Annotated in this window: 18 protein-coding genes; 3 read left to right on the top strand and 15 right to left on the bottom strand. The window is 34.3% G+C overall.

Going from position 1 to position 17,472, the window contains the following annotated elements:
• Nucleotides 1-262 precede the first annotated feature (262 nt).
• The 12 genes from atpG to ACMHJ2_RS00770 all read right to left on the bottom strand — a co-directional run bounded on the left by atpG (nucleotide 263) and on the right by ACMHJ2_RS00770 (nucleotide 11,719).
• Nucleotides 263-1,126, bottom strand: coding sequence for an ATP synthase F1 subunit gamma (gene atpG, locus ACMHJ2_RS00825; protein ID WP_413511063.1), 864 nt, complete (start codon nucleotides 1,124-1,126; stop codon nucleotides 263-265).
• A 66-nt stretch (nucleotides 1,127-1,192) separates the two neighbouring features.
• Nucleotides 1,193-2,767, bottom strand: a complete 1,575-nt coding sequence (atpA, locus tag ACMHJ2_RS00820) for a F0F1 ATP synthase subunit alpha (RefSeq protein WP_413511062.1) — start codon at nucleotides 2,765-2,767, stop codon at nucleotides 1,193-1,195.
• A gap of 42 nt (nucleotides 2,768-2,809) precedes the next feature.
• Entirely contained in the window at nucleotides 2,810-3,346 is a 537-nt protein-coding gene (gene atpH, locus ACMHJ2_RS00815) for an ATP synthase F1 subunit delta (RefSeq protein ID WP_413511061.1), read from the bottom strand.
• 7 nt (nucleotides 3,347-3,353) lie between these two features.
• The gene (locus ACMHJ2_RS00810) at nucleotides 3,354-3,854 is read right to left on the bottom strand and encodes a F0F1 ATP synthase subunit B (RefSeq protein ID WP_413511060.1); all 501 of its coding nucleotides are present in this window, start codon (nucleotides 3,852-3,854) and stop codon (nucleotides 3,354-3,356) included.
• 99 nt (nucleotides 3,855-3,953) lie between these two features.
• On the bottom strand, nucleotides 3,954-4,148 hold the full coding sequence (locus ACMHJ2_RS00805) for an ATP synthase F0 subunit C (protein WP_060874638.1): 195 nt from the start codon (nucleotides 4,146-4,148) through the stop codon (nucleotides 3,954-3,956).
• A 57-nt stretch (nucleotides 4,149-4,205) separates the two neighbouring features.
• Complete coding sequence (atpB, locus tag ACMHJ2_RS00800) at nucleotides 4,206-5,387, bottom strand: F0F1 ATP synthase subunit A (RefSeq protein WP_413511059.1); 1,182 nt, start codon at nucleotides 5,385-5,387, stop codon at nucleotides 4,206-4,208.
• A 99-nt stretch (nucleotides 5,388-5,486) separates the two neighbouring features.
• Nucleotides 5,487-5,891, bottom strand: a complete 405-nt coding sequence (locus ACMHJ2_RS00795; RefSeq protein WP_413511058.1) for a DUF6168 family protein — start codon at nucleotides 5,889-5,891, stop codon at nucleotides 5,487-5,489.
• Between the two features lie 4 nt (nucleotides 5,892-5,895).
• Nucleotides 5,896-6,108, bottom strand: coding sequence for an AtpZ/AtpI family protein (locus ACMHJ2_RS00790; protein WP_413511057.1), 213 nt, complete (start codon nucleotides 6,106-6,108; stop codon nucleotides 5,896-5,898).
• Nucleotides 6,108-6,488: a bactofilin family protein gene (locus tag ACMHJ2_RS00785; RefSeq protein ID WP_413511056.1), complete on the bottom strand. Its 381-nt coding sequence runs from the start codon at nucleotides 6,486-6,488 to the stop codon at nucleotides 6,108-6,110. The genes ACMHJ2_RS00790 and ACMHJ2_RS00785 overlap by 1 nt, the downstream gene beginning before the upstream one ends.
• A 14-nt stretch (nucleotides 6,489-6,502) precedes the next feature.
• Nucleotides 6,503-9,178, bottom strand: a complete 2,676-nt coding sequence (locus ACMHJ2_RS00780; protein ID WP_413511055.1) for a tetratricopeptide repeat protein — start codon at nucleotides 9,176-9,178, stop codon at nucleotides 6,503-6,505.
• Between the two features lie 352 nt (nucleotides 9,179-9,530).
• Complete coding sequence (locus ACMHJ2_RS00775) at nucleotides 9,531-10,238, bottom strand: ABC transporter ATP-binding protein (protein WP_413511054.1); 708 nt, start codon at nucleotides 10,236-10,238, stop codon at nucleotides 9,531-9,533.
• A gap of 8 nt (nucleotides 10,239-10,246) precedes the next feature.
• Nucleotides 10,247-11,719, bottom strand: coding sequence for a DUF5687 family protein (locus ACMHJ2_RS00770; protein ID WP_413511053.1), 1,473 nt, complete (start codon nucleotides 11,717-11,719; stop codon nucleotides 10,247-10,249).
• Between the two features lie 242 nt (nucleotides 11,720-11,961).
• Here ACMHJ2_RS00770 and ACMHJ2_RS00765 point away from each other — a divergent pair, with 242 nt between their 5' ends.
• Nucleotides 11,962-12,372, top strand: a complete 411-nt coding sequence (locus ACMHJ2_RS00765; protein ID WP_413511052.1) for a hypothetical protein — start codon at nucleotides 11,962-11,964, stop codon at nucleotides 12,370-12,372.
• 85 nt (nucleotides 12,373-12,457) lie between these two features.
• Entirely contained in the window at nucleotides 12,458-12,874 is a 417-nt protein-coding gene (locus tag ACMHJ2_RS00760) for a c-type cytochrome (protein ID WP_413511051.1), read from the top strand.
• A 72-nt stretch (nucleotides 12,875-12,946) separates the two neighbouring features.
• Here ACMHJ2_RS00760 and ACMHJ2_RS00755 read toward each other — a convergent pair whose 3' ends face one another.
• The 3 genes from ACMHJ2_RS00755 to ACMHJ2_RS00745 form a co-directional block, all read right to left on the bottom strand.
• Nucleotides 12,947-13,933 (bottom strand): TerC/Alx family metal homeostasis membrane protein, encoded by a 987-nt coding sequence (locus ACMHJ2_RS00755; RefSeq protein ID WP_413511050.1) that lies wholly within the window; start codon nucleotides 13,931-13,933, stop codon nucleotides 12,947-12,949.
• A gap of 201 nt (nucleotides 13,934-14,134) precedes the next feature.
• Complete coding sequence (locus ACMHJ2_RS00750) at nucleotides 14,135-15,130, bottom strand: NAD(P)H-dependent glycerol-3-phosphate dehydrogenase (protein WP_413511049.1); 996 nt, start codon at nucleotides 15,128-15,130, stop codon at nucleotides 14,135-14,137.
• A 192-nt stretch (nucleotides 15,131-15,322) separates the two neighbouring features.
• Complete coding sequence (locus ACMHJ2_RS00745) at nucleotides 15,323-16,456, bottom strand: helix-turn-helix domain-containing protein (RefSeq protein ID WP_413511048.1); 1,134 nt, start codon at nucleotides 16,454-16,456, stop codon at nucleotides 15,323-15,325.
• Between the two features lie 311 nt (nucleotides 16,457-16,767).
• Between ACMHJ2_RS00745 and ACMHJ2_RS00740 the strand changes: the two genes are divergently transcribed.
• Nucleotides 16,768-17,472, top strand: coding sequence for a hypothetical protein (locus ACMHJ2_RS00740; protein WP_413511047.1), 705 nt, complete (start codon nucleotides 16,768-16,770; stop codon nucleotides 17,470-17,472).

The following is a 17,472-nucleotide window of genomic DNA, read 5'->3' as shown; positions in this document are numbered from 1 at the left end:
TATTGATACAATTAAAAAGCTCGGCCTGTCCGAGCTTTTTTTAGTTATAGACAGAACCAACAAACCTTTAAGGTAATAAATTCTCTTTTAGCAATCGAACAAAACAGTAAACGCCGCCTATTTTCTTGTTATTAGCTGGTTTAAAAACCTTTTTTACTTTTGACATCGAGAAATATACAAATTAGTAAAACAACGCCTAAAACTGTCCTAAAACAAAAAAGGCGCCCCTAAGGACACCTTTTAAAAGTATAGTCAATTGTGATTAGTTGTTCAATGCTTCTGCACCTCCAACAATCTCTAAAATTTCATTTGTAATCGCCGCCTGACGTGCTTTATTATAACTTAATTTCAAGTCGTTTCTCAATTCCTTCGCATTATCTGTTGCTTTGTGCATCGCCGTCATACGAGCACCGTGTTCTGAAGCTACAGAGTCAGCGATAGCTTTAAACAATTGCGTTTTTAACGACAAAGGAATTAGCGTTTCTATGATTTCCTCTTTGGAAGGCTCATAAATATAATCAGATGGTGCTGCAGCTGCATCAGTTTCTATTGGCAATAATGGCAAAAATTGCTCCGTAACAACAAGTTGTGTAGCTGCATTCTTAAACTGATTGTATATAATTTGAATAGAATCATATTTCTCATTCACGAAAGCATCCATAACATGTTCAGCAATTACAGCTGTATGTTCGAAATCGAAATGATCATATAAAGAACTTTGATTATCAACTATGTTAAAAGATTTCTTAAGGATATCATTTCCTTTCTTTCCAATCGTCAATACACTAATCTTTGTTCCTTTGTAACTCGTATTCGCTAATATATTAATTTGCTTAATAATGTTAGCATTGAAACCACCACATAACCCTCTATTTGAAGTTACTGCAATAAACAATACATTTTTTACCTCTCTAACTTGCGAATATACACCTGAATTCTCTCCTTCTAAAGTAGAACTAACATTTTGAATAATCTCAGTTAGCTTCTCTGAATAAGGACGCATAGCAGTAATCGTATCTGTTGCTTTTTTCAATTTTGCCGCAGATACCATTTTCATCGCAGAAGTAATCTGCATTGTAGATCCAATAGAAGAAATCCTATTGCGTATTTCTTTAAGATTTGCCATTTAAAAACGTATATAATTCAGAAAGAGAATAAGCTTTAGATAAGCCTATACTCTTTCAAAAAATTCTTAATATTTTGAAGCTAATTCTTTAGCTACTTTCTCTAAAACGCTAGTTTGTTCGTCTCCGAATTTACCTACTTTCAATTGATCTAAAACATCTCTGTGACGCGAGTTAAGAGCTGCTAAGAAATCATTCTCAAACTCTTTTACTTTGTTTACAGGAACATTTCTCAATAAGTTTTTAGATCCCGCATAAATAATTGCTACTTGATCTTCAACTGTACAAGGATCGTTTACTGCTTGTTTTAAGATTTCAACGTTTCTTTGTCCTTTTGAAATAACATTCATCGTAGCTGCATCTAGATCAGAACCAAATTTCGCGAATGCTTCTAATTCACGGAATTGAGCTTGGTCCAATTTTAAAGTACCTGCTACTTTTTTCATTGATTTAATTTGAGCAGAACCTCCAACACGAGATACAGAAATACCTACGTTAATTGCAGGACGTACCCCTGAGTTGAATAAATCAGACTCTAAGAAAATCTGTCCATCTGTAATCGAAATTACGTTTGTTGGAATATAAGCAGAAACGTCACCCGCTTGTGTTTCAATGATAGGTAAAGCTGTTAATGAACCACCACCTTTAACGAATGGTTTAATTGACTCTGGTAAGTCGTTCATGTTTCTAGCGATATCATCATCTCCAATAATACGAGCTGCTCTTTCTAACAATCTTGAGTGAAGGTAGAAAACGTCTCCAGGGTAAGCCTCACGTCCCGGTGGTCTTCTTAAAATCAAAGACATCTCACGGTAAGCAACTGCTTGTTTAGATAAATCATCATAAATAATCAATGCTGGACGACCTGTATCGCGGAAATACTCTCCAATAGCAGCACCTGCCATAGCAGAATAAACTTGCATTGGCGCAGGATCTGATGCGTTAGCCGCAACAATGATTGTATAATCCATTGCTCCTTTTTCTTCTAATGTTTTTGCAATAGCAGCCACAGTTGAAGCTTTTTGACCAATAGCAACATAGATACAATAAACAGGTTGACCTGCATCATAAAATTCTTTTTGATTAAGAATTGTATCGATACAAACCGTTGTTTTTCCAGTTTGACGGTCACCAATAACTAACTCACGTTGTCCACGTCCGACAGGAATCATAGCATCAATTGCTTTAATACCCGTTTGTAGAGGTTCAGTTACCGGTTGACGGTAGATAACACCTGGTGCTTTACGCTCCAATGGCATTTCATATAAATCACCTTCGATAGGGCCTTTACCATCAATTGGCAATCCTAACGTATTTACAACACGTCCTACCATTTTCTCTCCTACTCGTAGAGAAGCGATACGACCTGTTCTTTTTACAGTTGTACCTTCATTTACACCAACAGAAGAACCTAACAATACAATACCTACATTATCTGCTTCTAAGTTTTGTACCATTGCTTCTAATCCGTTGTCTAATACAACTAGCTCTCCGTACTCCGCATTTGTCAACCCGTAAACACGAGCAACTCCATCTCCTACTTCTAGTACTGTACCCACTTCTTCTAAAGAAGCCTCAGAGCTAAATCCAGATAATTGTTTCTTTAAAATCGCTGATATTTCAGCTGGTTTAATGTCCGCCATTTTTATCTATGTTTTTACACGAAAATTCGTGCGGTGATTTTTTTACTTAATTAATTCTCTTTTTAATACTTGTAATTGATTTGCTAAAGAAGCATTGTATTGCATATCGCCAATTTTCAAGATGAATCCTCCTAAAATTGATTCATCAACAACATTGGTAATTACAATCTCTTTTCCAGGAGCTAAAGTTTTCACTTTATCTAACACCTTCGCTTCTATACTAGCATCAATAGGCATTGCTGTAGTAACAGTTACTTTCTCAATACCTTTGTGCAAATCGTATTGTTTTTGAAATTCTAACGCAATCGCGCCTAAAATTTCAAATCTCTTATTTGCAAGTAGTACGTTGAATAACTCTTTTGTTCCTTCGTTTACAGAGGCAAATACTTCTAATAAAGCATTTAACTTCAACTGATCCTTAACAATAGGATTCACAAGAAACGCTTTCAATTCACTGCTTTGAGCTATTGATTGAGAAATAAGGATCATATCTGTATTGATAGCATCAACATTTCCTTTTTCTAAAGAAACCTCAAGCATTGCTTTTGCATAACGTGCCGCAGCTCTAGTGCTTACCATAGTGATATTAGTTTAATTTTACATCATCCAACATTTTCTCAACTAATTTAGTTTGAGCTTCTTTGTTCGATAATTGATCTTTCAATAATTTTTCAGCGATTTCAATTGAAATTGATGAAACTTGTGTTTTTAACTCAAGAATAGCCGCAGCTTTCTCACTTTGAATAGTAGCTTTTGCCTGAGCGATTAATTTCTCTCCTTGGGCTTCTGCTTCCGTTTTAGCCTCAGCAATCAATTTTTCTTTGATCTCACGAGCTTCTTTTAGTAAAGAATCACGCTCAGCACGAGCTTCAACTAATAACTTTTCGTTATCTGCTTTTAAATTAGCCATTTCTCTTTTAGCGTTTTCTGCCGCTGCTAATGCATCAGTAATACCCTCTTCACGAGCTTCTAAAGCATTTACAATTGGTTTCCACGCGAATTTTCCTAAGAGAACAACAATTACTATCATGATAATTAGTTGCCAGAAAAATAGTCCAAAACTGAAATCGTTAATTAACTTATCCATTATCTAAAATTATACTTTTTATACCTGATTTTGTTTAATTAAAATAAGAAGTTTACCTGCAACCAACCGTCACAGATAAACTCTTTGTACTAACTTGGATTATTTACCTAAGATTAAAGCACCGAATGCTAAACCTTCCAATAATGCTCCAATGATAATCATTGCAGTTTGGATTTTTCCAGCAGCTTCTGGTTGACGAGCAATAGCGTCCATTGCAGAAGAACCAATTTTACCTAATCCGTAACCAGCTCCGATTACGATTAAACCTGCACCAATGATAGTTGGAATTGTCATAGTATTGAATTTAATATTAATTAAACAAATTTATTTTTACTCTTTAATTTTCTATTCTTAATGATGTGCTTCTTCGTGATCGTGATCTGCTACAGCCATTCCAATAAATAAAGATGACAACATAGTGAAGATGAACGCTTGTAAGAAAGCAACTAAAACTTCTAAGACAACTAAGAACGTAGAAAGGAAAAATCCAATTCCAATCGCTCCACCTGTTCCAAGGCTTTCTTTCATTACGAAAATAATCGCAATTAATCCGAATACTACCGAGTGTCCTGCTGTGATATTAGCAAATAGACGCACCATTAAAGAGAATGGCTTAATTATTGCACCTAAAATCTCAATTGGCATAAGCATAAGCTTCATTGGCACGGGTACACCTGGCATCCAGAACATGTGTTTCCAATAGTCTTTGTTCGCAGAAAAATGTACGATAACAAAAGTACAAATTGCCAAACATGCGGTTACTGAAATACTACCTGTAACATTAAATCCTAGAGGAGTTAATCCTAAAATATTCAAAAGGAAAATCAAGAAGAATACAGACAGTAAATACGGCATAAACTTTTTGTATTTTGCTTTACCAATATTAGGTACAGCCATCTCATCGCGAACATAAATAACTAAAGGTTCTAAACCTCTAGCAATTCCCTTCGGCAAATTGTTAGGCCCTTTTTTATATGTTTTTGCTAATCCCAAGAAAAGGACAAACATTAAAATTGTAGTAAAAAACAAAGAAGCGACGTTCTTTGTAATTGAGAAATCAAGTGGCTTCTCATTTGTTGCATGATGTGCTTCGTCGTACACGATAGTACCTGCTGCGTCTGTTTTGTAAATTTTACCGTGGTATAACTTGTAAAACTGTCCGTCTTTTTCAACTACTTTTTTTCCGTAGTCAAATTCTGACGACATGAAGACTTTAAGACCGTTGTCAATTAAAATAACAGGCAATGGAAAACCATAATTTTCACCTGTTGCTTCATCTGAAAAGAAAACAAATGAATAATCATCTGCTAAGTGATGCGTAATATGAGCTTGAACTTTATCAGCTTGCGTCATTTCAGCTTGGTTTTCTACTTCCACCCCTTCAACTACTTCAAGGGTTGTTTCAATAGATTTCTCAGTATCTTGAATTGAGTTTTCAAGTTTTTGAGTAGTAGTTTGAGCATACGAAAATACTGACGACACTGTAAATAATACAGCTGCTAATAAATTCAGTGATTTCTTGAGAGTCACCATATCTTAACTTCTTGAATATTTTGGTTCTTAAAATTTTGTGCAAAAGTACAATAAATCTTGTATTATCATACCCTTATACGAAACTTTTTTTTATTTAGTTTATTTTGATATAATATTCTTATTCAAAACGGAATAGGCTACAAATGCGTCACCTCCAAGGAAAACCAATACAATTACTAAAAAATTGTATTTAAACCCTTCTACAACCGCTTCACTATCTAGTCCTTTTTTCGCAAATAAATAGCTTGCAATAAGCCGTAAAGTAATGAATCCTAAAAAGACAAATCCTAAATTATTTGGCAAACTATTTTTGATTGCAAACATAGAAAAAAAGAGGGCGATTGAAAACAAAAATTCAAATCCATAAAATTTTTCTAAACTATACCCTAAATCCATCAAAGATTCTCCCGCATCCGTAAAAGCTACAACTGCATAATGCAAGGCAAAAACTACCACTAAACCAATAAAGAGTTTTAACCCAATATGTAAAGTTTCTTTGTCCATTCTTTTATTTATTTAACTGATTGACTTGTTTAATTACTTGGTACAAAGCTAAACCTACTCCCAATAAAGTACAAATTTTATTTGCAATAGCTGCTTGAAATCCATATTTGTCATCCAACCAAACCCCTAAAAGATGGGATAAATAGATAATTACACCCATTTGAAAAGGGATATTTATCAAAGTTAACCATTTATTTGGTGATTTATTTTCCTTCATTATGACACGGTGTCACAACCTACCATTTGGCATTTTACATCAATTTTTGCCCCAGGTTCTACAGCTAATCGTCCGACTTTTATATCTCCTTTTATTTTTGCCGTAGATTTCACGGTAAGCAAATCATTAACCACAATATTCCCCTCAATTTCTCCTTCAATTTCGCTGTTTTCACAACGAATATCTCCTTTTATTCGAGCAATTGGGCCTAATACTAAACGTCCTTTTACCTCTACATTTCCTTCAATAACTCCATCGATACGAATATCTGCAATAGCTTCAATATTCCCTTTGATCGTTGTTCCTTCTACAATACGATTTGTTTGTCCCAACAAATCTAATCCTGTTCCTTTTGCTTTTTTTATTGATTTTTCAAACATTACAAAAACGTTATTTATGGTTCCACATTGCCTGGAACGCGGTATTCATTTATATTCTTTTTAATCTGAACAACACTATAATCCTCTTGCATAATAGGAATATAAACTGAATCATCTCCCAATCGGCTAATGATTAGTTCTGCTTCTACTTTTGATTTGAAACCGTGCAAAACATATAGTTTCTCAGTAACGAGGTAATAATCGTCTGTAAACTTTAATCCTGTGCCCGCTTCCATTCCAGCCAGACGCTGCATATTTGCTTTAATTTTAGCAAATTCTGCTATTTTATTGGTAGGTACAGCCACTATAATTTTCCAATTACTAGAATCGGTTGTTGCAAATTGTTTCGCTTCTAACGCAGGTATTACGGTTTCTAACAACTGGGCTGCCTCTCTACCTTCTGCAGTTGAACTATACGTCAAAGCCAAATAGTTTAAGGCTTCTTTGTATTTTTTAACCCCTTCTGTACGTGCAATAATCATGGCATTCAGCAATTCAAATTTGCTGATGTATCCATCATCTATATTTTCTAAAGCATTTTTCATCATCGCTTTAGCCTCATCAAAATTATCTGCCTTAAACAACTGATATACAGAAACGTAAATTTGTTCTGGTGAAAGATCCCCATCACTACCCACGCTTAAGTTTTGTAACAATTTCGCATATCTGGATTCAGGATGTTGGGCAACAATCTGAGCTTTCATTTGCGCCGCCTTATTCGGATCTATTTCCTGATACAATTTGTACAACTTGTACATGGTAGGTAGGATTAAGCGTTCTTTTGGATCAAAAGTCAATAAGCGTTCTAAGCGATCAATCCCTTCTGCTATTTTACCAAAACGTTCACTGTAAATAGCGCCTAATTCAAAATAAGCCAAATCGCGATCTTCTTTTAATTTGGCAATTTGCGTGCTATCGGTCGGTATTTTATTGACATAGGTTTCCAATTGATAACGCGGATCGACAAAGTCGTCTTTGTCCGTATTTTTCTTCGTTTGATTATCCGTTAATCCCTCTTCCATTTCTTCATTAGTAGCTACGCTCGCCGATGACTGCATGGCACTCCATCTCCAATTATCCGTTAAGGCACGTGTACCCCAACGGCGTTTAAAATCTTGGCGCCCACGAGTTAATGCCTGATTGGAGTAAAAATAAAAAGTCGTCTTTCCTCCTTGGCTGCCAAAGTTGGTTTCTCCAAATGATTTTTCAATAGCCTCACCAAAATTAGGTACATTAAAAAAATCTGTGCCTGCATTGTTTTTCGTTCCGAGATTCGCTTGAATTTTTCTAAAATCTTCTTTTTTTAAGGCATCGATATACGTCTGAAAATAGGTGTTCTTCTCTTCTGGAGATAGCCCTACCAAATGTAAAATACTGTCATTTTTTTGTGCGACAATTTCTAAATCAACCACTTCTCGCAAAGATTCTCTTCGCTTGGTGATTCGAAATGTTTCCTTTGCCTTTGGAGGCAATAAAGCAATTGCACTATCGTAATATTGTCCTGCAATTGCATATCCTGCCGAATTAAAATGAATATCGGCTATACTTAAAAAATTTCTTGCTTTTAATTGCTTATCCTGCTTTCCTTCTTTAGCTGCTATCTTTAAATAGTCTAAAGCTTGTTCTTGTTTACCTATATCTCTATAAAAAAGGCCTACTTGGCGATTCAAAACATCCAAATAAGGTCTATTTTCACGATCTTTCAGTAAAGCTTTATACTGTTTTAAAAAAGCGACAGAATCCGTTTTAGCAGCTCCATTTAAATCAAAAACCTCTGCATATGCATGCATAACATAAGTTCTGGGAGCTTGGCGGTTCATTTCTATAATGGTTTCAAAATGCTTCGTTGCTTCCTCTTTATTGCCTAAACGTCCATTTAACTGACCTAAAATAAAATTATAACGCGCTTTTTCTTCTTTAGTAGAAACTCGCGCTTCTGCGGCTTTCAATGCCGTACTAGCACTATCTAATTGTTCAAGGTTAATATAGCCTTGCGCCAACATCGAATAAGCTTCTGACTCTACCTGTTTGCTCAACCTACCTTTGCGTTCGCGTAATAGTTCTTTCAAGTTCTTAATGGCTAAATCATCATAGCGCAAGCGCAAATTGGTTTTCTCACGCCAAACTTTGGCTTCCCCAATTAAATCACTATCTGGATATTTATATAAGATATAATTAAATGCCTCTAAAGCAGGCACGAATCGACCGTCGTAGTAACGCGATTTTCCGAGTAATAAATAGGCATTGCCCATCTGACTATTGCGCTCTCTGCCTTTGATGTACATCGAATGTTTTTGAATGGCTTTTACGGCTTTATTCTCAGCACGTGTAAAACCTTGTCCATCTGTACTCTCAGACTCTCCTAACTTATTTCCTGCAACGGATAGATTATCTAATACGGATCCTTGCTTAGAATCTAGTGCGATTCCCTTTTCGAATTCACGCTCTGGATCTACCTCAATTTGAATTCGCTCAATAGGTAATATCTCCCAATAATCATCAAAATAGCCTTCCTTCAAAGCATCAAGTGCTTCGGTATAGGATTCATCGCCATGAAAAAGAATATTGTACTTTGTTGTTAAAGCATGATATCCCCTATTTAACCTCTTATCCTTTTTTACAGAACAGGCTATAAAAGACAGAATTAGCAGAATAATTCCTCCAAACCGAATGACAAACTTTGTTTTCAATATATAGGTTAAACTTTGTATAACAACTCTTTTTTCTCTATTTTAGTATTCTAAAGACAGTAAAAATACATCACTTTTTAATACTTTAAACAAATATTGTTAAAAAATAAAATGTTACTCTTCTCTCTTTATTTCTCCTTGTAATCTAATCTCTATTTACTCTGCGCCAATTTTGCGCCAATTTTACACTTACTCTATACCTCAACTCCTTTTCATTTCCCTAAAAATAGAAATAAATCTCTGCAAATCACAAAAGAAACGGCTATAATATTTTACTAATCAGGATAAAATTACAAGTGAAGTTATATAAAAAAAGTGCTCATCAGTAGAGCACTGTTTCCCATTATTTGATTCAATTTTCGCTTTGTATACTAAAAAACCCTTCTAATTCTTGATAAGTAATGGCTTCGGTTAATACATCGTGTATCAGTTTCCCCTTTTCTAAGGCTAAAATACGATCTGAAACCTCATAGGTATGTTGTAAATCGTGGCTAGAAATAATAATCGTCATTTCTTTGGTCGCTCTTTTTCTCTTCACTAATTCCTTTAAGCGAATTTGCGTAGATGGATCGAGATTGGCAAAAGGTTCATCTAAAATAACCAATTCCGGATTTCCTATAAAAGCGCCTACAATGCCAATTTTCTTTTGATTTCCCTTCGAAAAATCGCGAATGTATTTTTTTTGATTTAAAACTTCCCCATTAAAAAAAGCGCTATGCTCCTGAACAAATTCTTCTACATCACTTTTAGACCATCCACGTAAACTTCCTAGAAAAATGAAATATTCCTCTGCGGTGAGATAACCGATAAGAAATGTTTCATCTAAAAAAGCAGCCGTATAGTTTTTCCATTGCTCGGAGGCTGATACATTATTGCCTTTTGAAAAAATAGTCCCTGCAGTAGGTTGTATTAAATCTAGCAACAAGCTAAAAAAAGTGGTTTTTCCAGCACCATTATTGCCTACTAAACCAATACTCTCCCCTTTAGAAATTTCGAGTGTGCTTAAATCGAGAACAGTCGTTCCATTATATGTTTTGCGTAAATTATTTACTTGTATCATAACTCCAATTATTTTTTGTAAGCAGCTAAAGCTGCATATTTTTCACGTGTATAAATTTTTTCAATGAACTGAAAGGCATACGGATATAAGAACATTCCAGTTATTCCTACTACAATAAGTAATACAAAACCGCCCCAAAAGGGAAAGAGTAAATCCCCAATAAAATAAAATAAAATTGGCAGTACCATCTTAGGCATACTAATTAACATCACACGCATATTAAATGCATTTTTATCTCCAAAAACATTTTTTGCTGCAGTTAAATCCATTGGTGTTTTTAGATAAGCGCCTCCCCATAACACAAAGTATCCATTGATTCCAATGTTAAAAACTCCCATGGCTATCATCAAATAAAACAACTGAACATCAACAAAAACATAAAAGAAGCACAAGAGCGTAGAAACAAAAGTACCCAAAGCAATAATCAACCATTTTGACATTAAATAATCGCGATATAATACATTTTGCGTCATTAATAATGGATAATAAGAAGAATCCCAACTGGGTACATATTGTCCAAATAACATTAAAAATCCACCTGTTGAAAAGAAAGCAATGAACACGGTAAAGCCATTGGACATACCACCCTCTCCCGATGTGTTGAAGATAAACAAACCATAAAAAAGAAAAAGAAAACTCATTAATACGGTGAGTCTCGCTCTTTTATTTCGAATAATCAAACGAATATCGTTGCGCAAAAAACTTGCATATCGACCAAAGCGATCTAACCAACTCATTTCAAGAGCAATTCCTTCTTTGATGCGTACCTTTTCTAAATCATCTAAATACATTCGCTTCAAGTAGAAACGATATGTACTCCAAACTAATACACCTAACAAGGCCAGATATCCAACTAAACTTATCGGGTATTGGTAAGCTAAAACATACAAATATTGAGTATAAAGGGTTGGATCAACAAATTCATAATACTGCAAGGCAAAACAAAGAGCCACCATTCCAACTACACTATAAAAAACAAGTGAATAAGCACTCATTAAAATATTGATACAATGCATCATAAAGACGATTGCATAAACCGCTAACGTCCATGCTAAGACAGCACTTATACTTTCTCCCTGATACACAGCAACAATAGCAAATGGAATGAAAAAAAACAGCTGAACGATATTAAAAGCACTTAAAAAAGTTTTCCCCACATAAAAAGTTACGATTTTTGAACGAGGTATATTGAGAATTAAATAGGGCTTAATAGCAGCTACAGGACCTTTTTGTAGGAAAAAACGAAATAAAAGCTCCAAGGCGAAATAGTAAATTAAATAGCGACTTACCATTTCAATAGGCGATATGGAAGTCGTATATTCTTGAATTCCCTTATAGGTAGCAATACCTGCGAGTAACATCATACAAGCGAAGTAAACAATAGCTAACCACTTAAATACGAGAACAATAACATCCATATTGCTTTTACTTCCTCTCGCTAAACGCTTTCGCTCTAAGGTCAAAAACCTTTTATACATCATAACCGTCTTAATTTAGTATTTTTAAATTAGTACGGAAGATACAATAAACGTTACACAATTTCTTGAAATTCTATACATAAGAAAACCTTTCGAACATTCCTTCGAAAGGTTTTCTTTTCAAAACTAAAACCAAAAAACTATCATTATTATTTTAGTTATAACAAATTTCAGACCAAACTCAATTATAAAAACAAAAAGTAGAATCGTGGAAATAATTTTATCTTTGCTCAAATTTTATTCGAATGAAAAAAGACATAGAAATACCTCAAGCAAAAGGTGTTGAAATTGCTGTTGTAAAAGAGTATAACGAAGAATTTTTACAAGATGCTTGGTACGCTTACTTATTTAATAATTCAAATGAAGCAATCGAAGCTATTCTAATTGTTTCTAAGGCAGAAGGTGAATTAAATGGCAATCAGAAAGCGTCAAGTATATTCAGACATGCTTTCCCTTCTTTAGCTGTTGGCGAATGTGTAAAAGTAGAATTGCTAGACGAAGCGATTTTTGATTTAGACAATACGTTTATGCTAACTTATTTTCAGGGTGCTAAGCTATATGATAAAAACTTCGTCTTTCCTGCAAAAAGTATTTCAGACCAATCCCTACAGCAACTTCCATACAGTGACAAGAACGGAGTTATCAATCAAAAATAACTAAAAACCAACGGGTTAAGTGCTATTTATATTAATTCCAAGTGTTTGTTTTTATATCTTGTCCTAAACTATAAAGGCAAGATATATGAAACTTAAAAACACCTGGATAGTAGTAGGCTTTTTTAGCTTAATACTCAGTTTACTTTCATTCAAAAACAATACAACCGTCACAGAGCGTGTGGTAAATGAATCAGAATGGAAAAATCTAACGGTACTTCCTAGCGACATTTCTAAAGATGCTTTGGAAAAAGTAATGAAAGGATATAATGCTGCATTAGGCGTTAAATGTAGCTATTGTCATGCCAAAGCAGAAGATAAAGACGGTTTAGATTTTGCTTCAGATGCAAAAAAGGAAAAAGAAATTGCACGACATATGATTCGCATGACTCGTAAAATCAATGCAGAAAATTTCAATTGGGAAAATGACCCAAATCCTGAAAATATAAATGTGGTAACCTGTACCATGTGCCACAGAGGGCATAAAAACGCAACTAAATCTTAGTTGTTCGTGTTTCAAAAAATAAAAGGCTGTCTCGATGAGGCAGCCTTTTTTATAGTTAAATTTTTAATTTTTTTAAAGGATTTCTTTTTTGGGTGGAAAAAGCAAAGATAGAACCACCGATAAAATTAATACACTAGCTATAACAGCTAAAGATACTAAAGACTCTATATGTACAAATGGAGAAATAATCATCTTAACTCCGATAAAGGATAAGATAATCGCTAAACCATACTTCAACTTAGAGAATTTATCCATAAAATTAGCCAGTAAGAAGTAAAGTGAACGCAATCCTAAAATAGCAAAGATATTAGAGGTATATAGGATAAATGGATCATCAGGAGCAATTGCAAAAATGGCAGGAATACTATCTACAGCGAATACTAAATCGGTAAATTCAATAACCATTAAAGCAACAAATAAAGGAGTTACCATTTTTACGCCATTTTTAATGGTAAAAAACTTATCTCCATCGTATTCATTACTTACTTTAAAAAATTTGTGTACCATGCGCACAGCAAAATTCTTTGTCAAATCTTGCTCCTCGCTGTGCTCTTCTTTTGCAAACCACGATTTAATTCCTGACACCAATAAAAAGACTCCAAAGATGGTCAAGACCACGTTAATTTCTACTTGTTGACCCAACAACTCAAAAGCGGGCAAATACGTGTGGTTAATTAACTCAACCCCTGCAAAGATGAAAATAGCTCTAAATACTAAAGCACCAATGATACCCCAAAATAAAACACGGTGGTGTAACTCTTTGGGCACTTTAAAAAAGGTAAACACAAGAATAAATACAAAGAGATTATCAATTGATAAAGCTTTTTCTATCCAATACGCAGACTGGAAACGAGCAAAATTTTCGAAATCCATATAGTAATAGATAACGCCACTAAAGACCATGGCTAAACTAATCCATACTACGGTCCAAATTAACGCTTCTTTTGTTGAGACAACATGGCTATTTCGGTTGAAAACACCTAAATCTAACAAAAGCATAACTAAAACTACAATTCCAAAAATAGCCAACAGGCCAGGGTGGTTAATTAAATGATCCATCTTTTTTTATTTTTAACTGCACAAAACTAATTGATATATTCTACTCCTAGGCAAATCTTCACAACCAGCTAAACATCAGCAAATTACAACAATAAAAACAAAAATATTAAAATTAAAAAAAGCAACACAACCAATTGTAAATCAATTAATTATGTTGCTTTTTAAGACCAAAAAACCAATAACGGTCTTTTTTATGTTTTTTTAATCTAATTTCTCTGTTAATTTTCTAAATATCTTTTTCGGGTCTTTTCCATTGTATAAGATATCATATACCGCATTGATAATTGGCGTCTTAGCTCCGTATTGTGCATTGAGTTCATAAGCACTTTTTGCCGCATAATAGCCTTCAGCAATCATATTCATCTCCATTTGTGCTGATTTTACAGTATATCCCTTTCCAATCATGTTTCCAAACATGCGATTACGAGAAAACAGGGAATAGCCCGTAACTAATAAATCCCCTAAATAGGCTGAATTATTGATATTGCGTTTCATGTGATGCACTTTCTTAATGAATTTCTTCATTTCTCGAATGGCATTACTCATTAATAAGGCCTGAAAATTGTCGCCATAACCTAATCCATGTGCCATCCCGCAAGCAATAGCATAAATATTTTTCAACACAGCAGCATACTCTGTACCTATAATATCATCCGTTACTTTTACTTTGATGTAATGGCTGCGAATGCAACTTTCTATTACCTTAGCTCGCTCTTCATTGCGACAGGCAATTGTAAGATAGGACAATCTTTCTAAGGCAACTTCCTCTGCATGGCAAGGTCCTGTTATTACGGCAATATCGTCATAAGAAACCCCATACGTTTGGTGAAAATGCTCTCCGACAATTAAACTTGTTTCCGGAATAATGCCCTTGATGGCAGAGATAACTACTTTATTCTCTAGACTAACATACAACTGTTCCATTTCCTCGCTTAAAAAAGCAGAAGGAATGGCAAAAATGACGTAATCAGCATAAGAAACCGCTTTATTTATATCATTGGTTAACAATAACTGATCGATATCAAATTCAACGGAACTCAAATAATTAGGGTTGTGATGGTTTACCTTAATTTCTTCTATGGCATTCTCATTTCGCATATACCACGCAATTTGCTTTAGATTTTCACTAAGCATTTTTACGATAGCTGTTGCCCAACTTCCCCCTCCAATTACTGCAAACTTTGGATAATCACTCATAATTTTAGCTTATAACTTGTCAAAAGTAACTAAAAAACTTAATGCAACCAATTGAAAGACTGTAAAACAATTCTCAATTGTTACCCAACAATTACTTAATACTAGCATAGGATAAACAAATAGATCCTCCTTTATCTTAAAATAGAAATAAAGGTTGCCGTATATCCGTGGAAAATGCTGCTTAAGTTTACTTTATTTATACCTATTTCGATATTCATTTGGTGTCAATCCAGTCAATTTTTTAAAAGCCGTATAAAAAGTAGTTTTAGAAGTAAACCCTGCCTCTAAACCAATCGTTAGGACTTTGTAATTTTTAAATTCTGGGTTTACAATCATTTGCTTAATCGCTTCTACTCGATACGTATTGATATAATTGGTAAAATTATCTTGTGTGATTGTATTTACAATTTGAGAAACATAGCCCACACTTATTCCCAGTCTTTCGGCAATCATTTCTCTGGTTAAAGCGCTATCGGTATATATATGCTCCTCTTTGCAAAGTAGCTCCAATTGTTGAAAGTATAGATTATCGGAAGTCATCGGTTCTTTATTTCCTTCCTTCATCGGAACGTTTTCTATTTGCGGTATCTGATCCAAAGTCTTTGCATTCAAGAAGTTCAGAATTGCTGTTTTGTCGTTGGCTAATTTAAATTTAAAAATCCCAAGGTAAGTTATCCAATGAATTAAAAAAGTGCCAAATAGGGCAAGGCTTTTCATAATCTGGGTAACATCGTATTGAAAAAACAGAGCTATCATTAGCGTAAGGATTACCCCGTATACCAATAGTGCAAAGATTATCCATAATGCCTTCAGCCATTTTCTTTCCTGTTCCTCTTTTGAATATTTCAAGAGTCGATAAGAATACAAGGGAAGTAAGGGAATAAACGTTATCGCCAAAACTCCTTCAATATCAATTAGCAGCTCTACTGCATCGCTAGAAAATAAAGGAATTGTAGCTAAACTAAATAGGGCATTCGCATCGCAAAATAGGGCAAGGAAAACCGAATAGCCAAAAGGGACAAATAGCAAGTTGATTTTTATTTTCGAATAAGTCAAAGCCGGCTTAACCCTGTAATAAATAAAAAGAAAGAGAAAAACAGGTAAAAGAAAAGTCCATTCAACATTGTCAATTAACTGCAAAAAAGGCCAGGTATGGTAAGCTCCACCTAAATCTAATACAAGGTTTAACAGAAGGATTGAAAGCGTAAAAATAGCATACGCTAAATATTTGTTAGATAGACTATTGAATAACGATGATTTTAGAATAATTAAACCTAAAATTATTCCTTGAAAAATAGCAATGTTAAGTAGGGTTAGATAAATCAAAGTTTTATACGTGGTTTATTCATACTATTTTTCTTAGCCAAGGTAGTATAAAATGGCTGATTTATGGGTAATGACAAAACATCCCTTAGCTTGTGATTTCGTTTTACAAGAACGAATTTAATTGAACAATGAAAACTTCCATACCTCATTAAGAAATGATTAACTAAAGGAATTCAAGTACAAACTTCAACCTAGCACAGGCCTGAATTGTAGGGTGCGTGTAAAATAAGTTCGGATTTGTTCACTTTCAATCTATTCGTACCCGTCTTTTTTTTATTCCTCTAGTTTTGCCCGATGATAATCAACTTTGTATGAAATTAACTAGACTTCTGTTACCTACTGTACTCTTAACTACAGTAGCTGTTCAAGCACAAACCGATCCGAAAAAAAACCAGTTGGAATTTTCTGTAGGAACTAATTTTGGGGGGCTCAAAAATTTGGAATTTGCTCCAGTTGCCAAATATACGTACGAGAGTTCGGTATATGGATTGAACTATACACACCTCAGTAAAAATAAAAACTTATTTGAAGTGAAACTGGACTATTTATCAACGAAACTAAAAACCGATTATTTGTCCAAGTTAAACACCGATTATTTTAAAGCGAGTATGACCTTCGCTTATTTAAAAAAAGTATATAACGATCCCCAGTTTGCCGTTCATGTAGGCTTGCAATCGCAAACCTCTTTAGCTTCTTATCACAAGGGAGATTATGCCTCCTTTCATCAAGAATTCGGAATTTCTGGTAGAATTAGTTATCAGTTGACAGACAAGCACTACCTATCATCCAAACTGACACTTCCTGTCGTATTACTACGAGTTACAAATGCAGAAGCTAAATTTTTTACTTTAGATCACTATCAGAGTACTTTATGGGAATTAGAATATGGGTACAAACTTTCGGATCATCTGGATATAAAAGCAAGGTACAATTTTAATTATTCTCGACTCCAAGTACCAAGTGCATACAGAGAATTACAACATCAATTAAACCTCGGTATTAACTATAAATTCTAA

The sequence above is a fragment of the Myroides odoratus genome (assembly GCF_965118575.1).
In the GTDB taxonomy this organism is placed as follows: domain Bacteria; phylum Bacteroidota; class Bacteroidia; order Flavobacteriales; family Flavobacteriaceae; genus Flavobacterium; species Flavobacterium odoratum_B.
Note: the sequence above shows the minus strand (reverse complement) of the source record. Positions and strands in the feature narration are given on the sequence as shown.

Excerpts from the sequence above, each read along its gene's own strand:
- ACMHJ2_RS00755 (WP_413511050.1), bottom strand. The coding sequence starts at position 13,933 with ATGGATCATTTAATTAACCACCCTGGCCTGTTGGCTATTTTTGGAATT.
- atpA (WP_413511062.1), bottom strand. The coding sequence starts at position 2,767 with ATGGCGGACATTAAACCAGCTGAAATATCAGCGATTTTAAAGAAACAA.
- ACMHJ2_RS00760 (WP_413511051.1), top strand. The coding sequence starts at position 12,458 with ATGAAACTTAAAAACACCTGGATAGTAGTAGGCTTTTTTAGCTTAATA.
- ACMHJ2_RS00750 (WP_413511049.1), bottom strand. The coding sequence starts at position 15,130 with ATGAGTGATTATCCAAAGTTTGCAGTAATTGGAGGGGGAAGTTGGGCA.
- ACMHJ2_RS00770 (WP_413511053.1), bottom strand. The coding sequence starts at position 11,719 with ATGATGTATAAAAGGTTTTTGACCTTAGAGCGAAAGCGTTTAGCGAGA.
- atpG (WP_413511063.1), bottom strand. The coding sequence starts at position 1,126 with ATGGCAAATCTTAAAGAAATACGCAATAGGATTTCTTCTATTGGATCT.
- ACMHJ2_RS00795 (WP_413511058.1), bottom strand. The coding sequence starts at position 5,891 with ATGGACAAAGAAACTTTACATATTGGGTTAAAACTCTTTATTGGTTTA.
- atpB (WP_413511059.1), bottom strand. The coding sequence starts at position 5,387 with ATGGTGACTCTCAAGAAATCACTGAATTTATTAGCAGCTGTATTATTT.
- ACMHJ2_RS00775 (WP_413511054.1), bottom strand. The coding sequence starts at position 10,238 with ATGATACAAGTAAATAATTTACGCAAAACATATAATGGAACGACTGTT.
- ACMHJ2_RS00810 (WP_413511060.1), bottom strand. The coding sequence starts at position 3,854 with ATGGATAAGTTAATTAACGATTTCAGTTTTGGACTATTTTTCTGGCAA.
- ACMHJ2_RS00740 (WP_413511047.1), top strand. The coding sequence starts at position 16,768 with ATGAAATTAACTAGACTTCTGTTACCTACTGTACTCTTAACTACAGTA.
- ACMHJ2_RS00765 (WP_413511052.1), top strand. The coding sequence starts at position 11,962 with ATGAAAAAAGACATAGAAATACCTCAAGCAAAAGGTGTTGAAATTGCT.
- ACMHJ2_RS00785 (WP_413511056.1), bottom strand. The coding sequence starts at position 6,488 with ATGTTTGAAAAATCAATAAAAAAAGCAAAAGGAACAGGATTAGATTTG.
- ACMHJ2_RS00805 (WP_060874638.1), bottom strand. The coding sequence starts at position 4,148 with ATGACAATTCCAACTATCATTGGTGCAGGTTTAATCGTAATCGGAGCT.
- ACMHJ2_RS00790 (WP_413511057.1), bottom strand. The coding sequence starts at position 6,108 with ATGAAGGAAAATAAATCACCAAATAAATGGTTAACTTTGATAAATATC.
- atpH (WP_413511061.1), bottom strand. The coding sequence starts at position 3,346 with ATGGTAAGCACTAGAGCTGCGGCACGTTATGCAAAAGCAATGCTTGAG.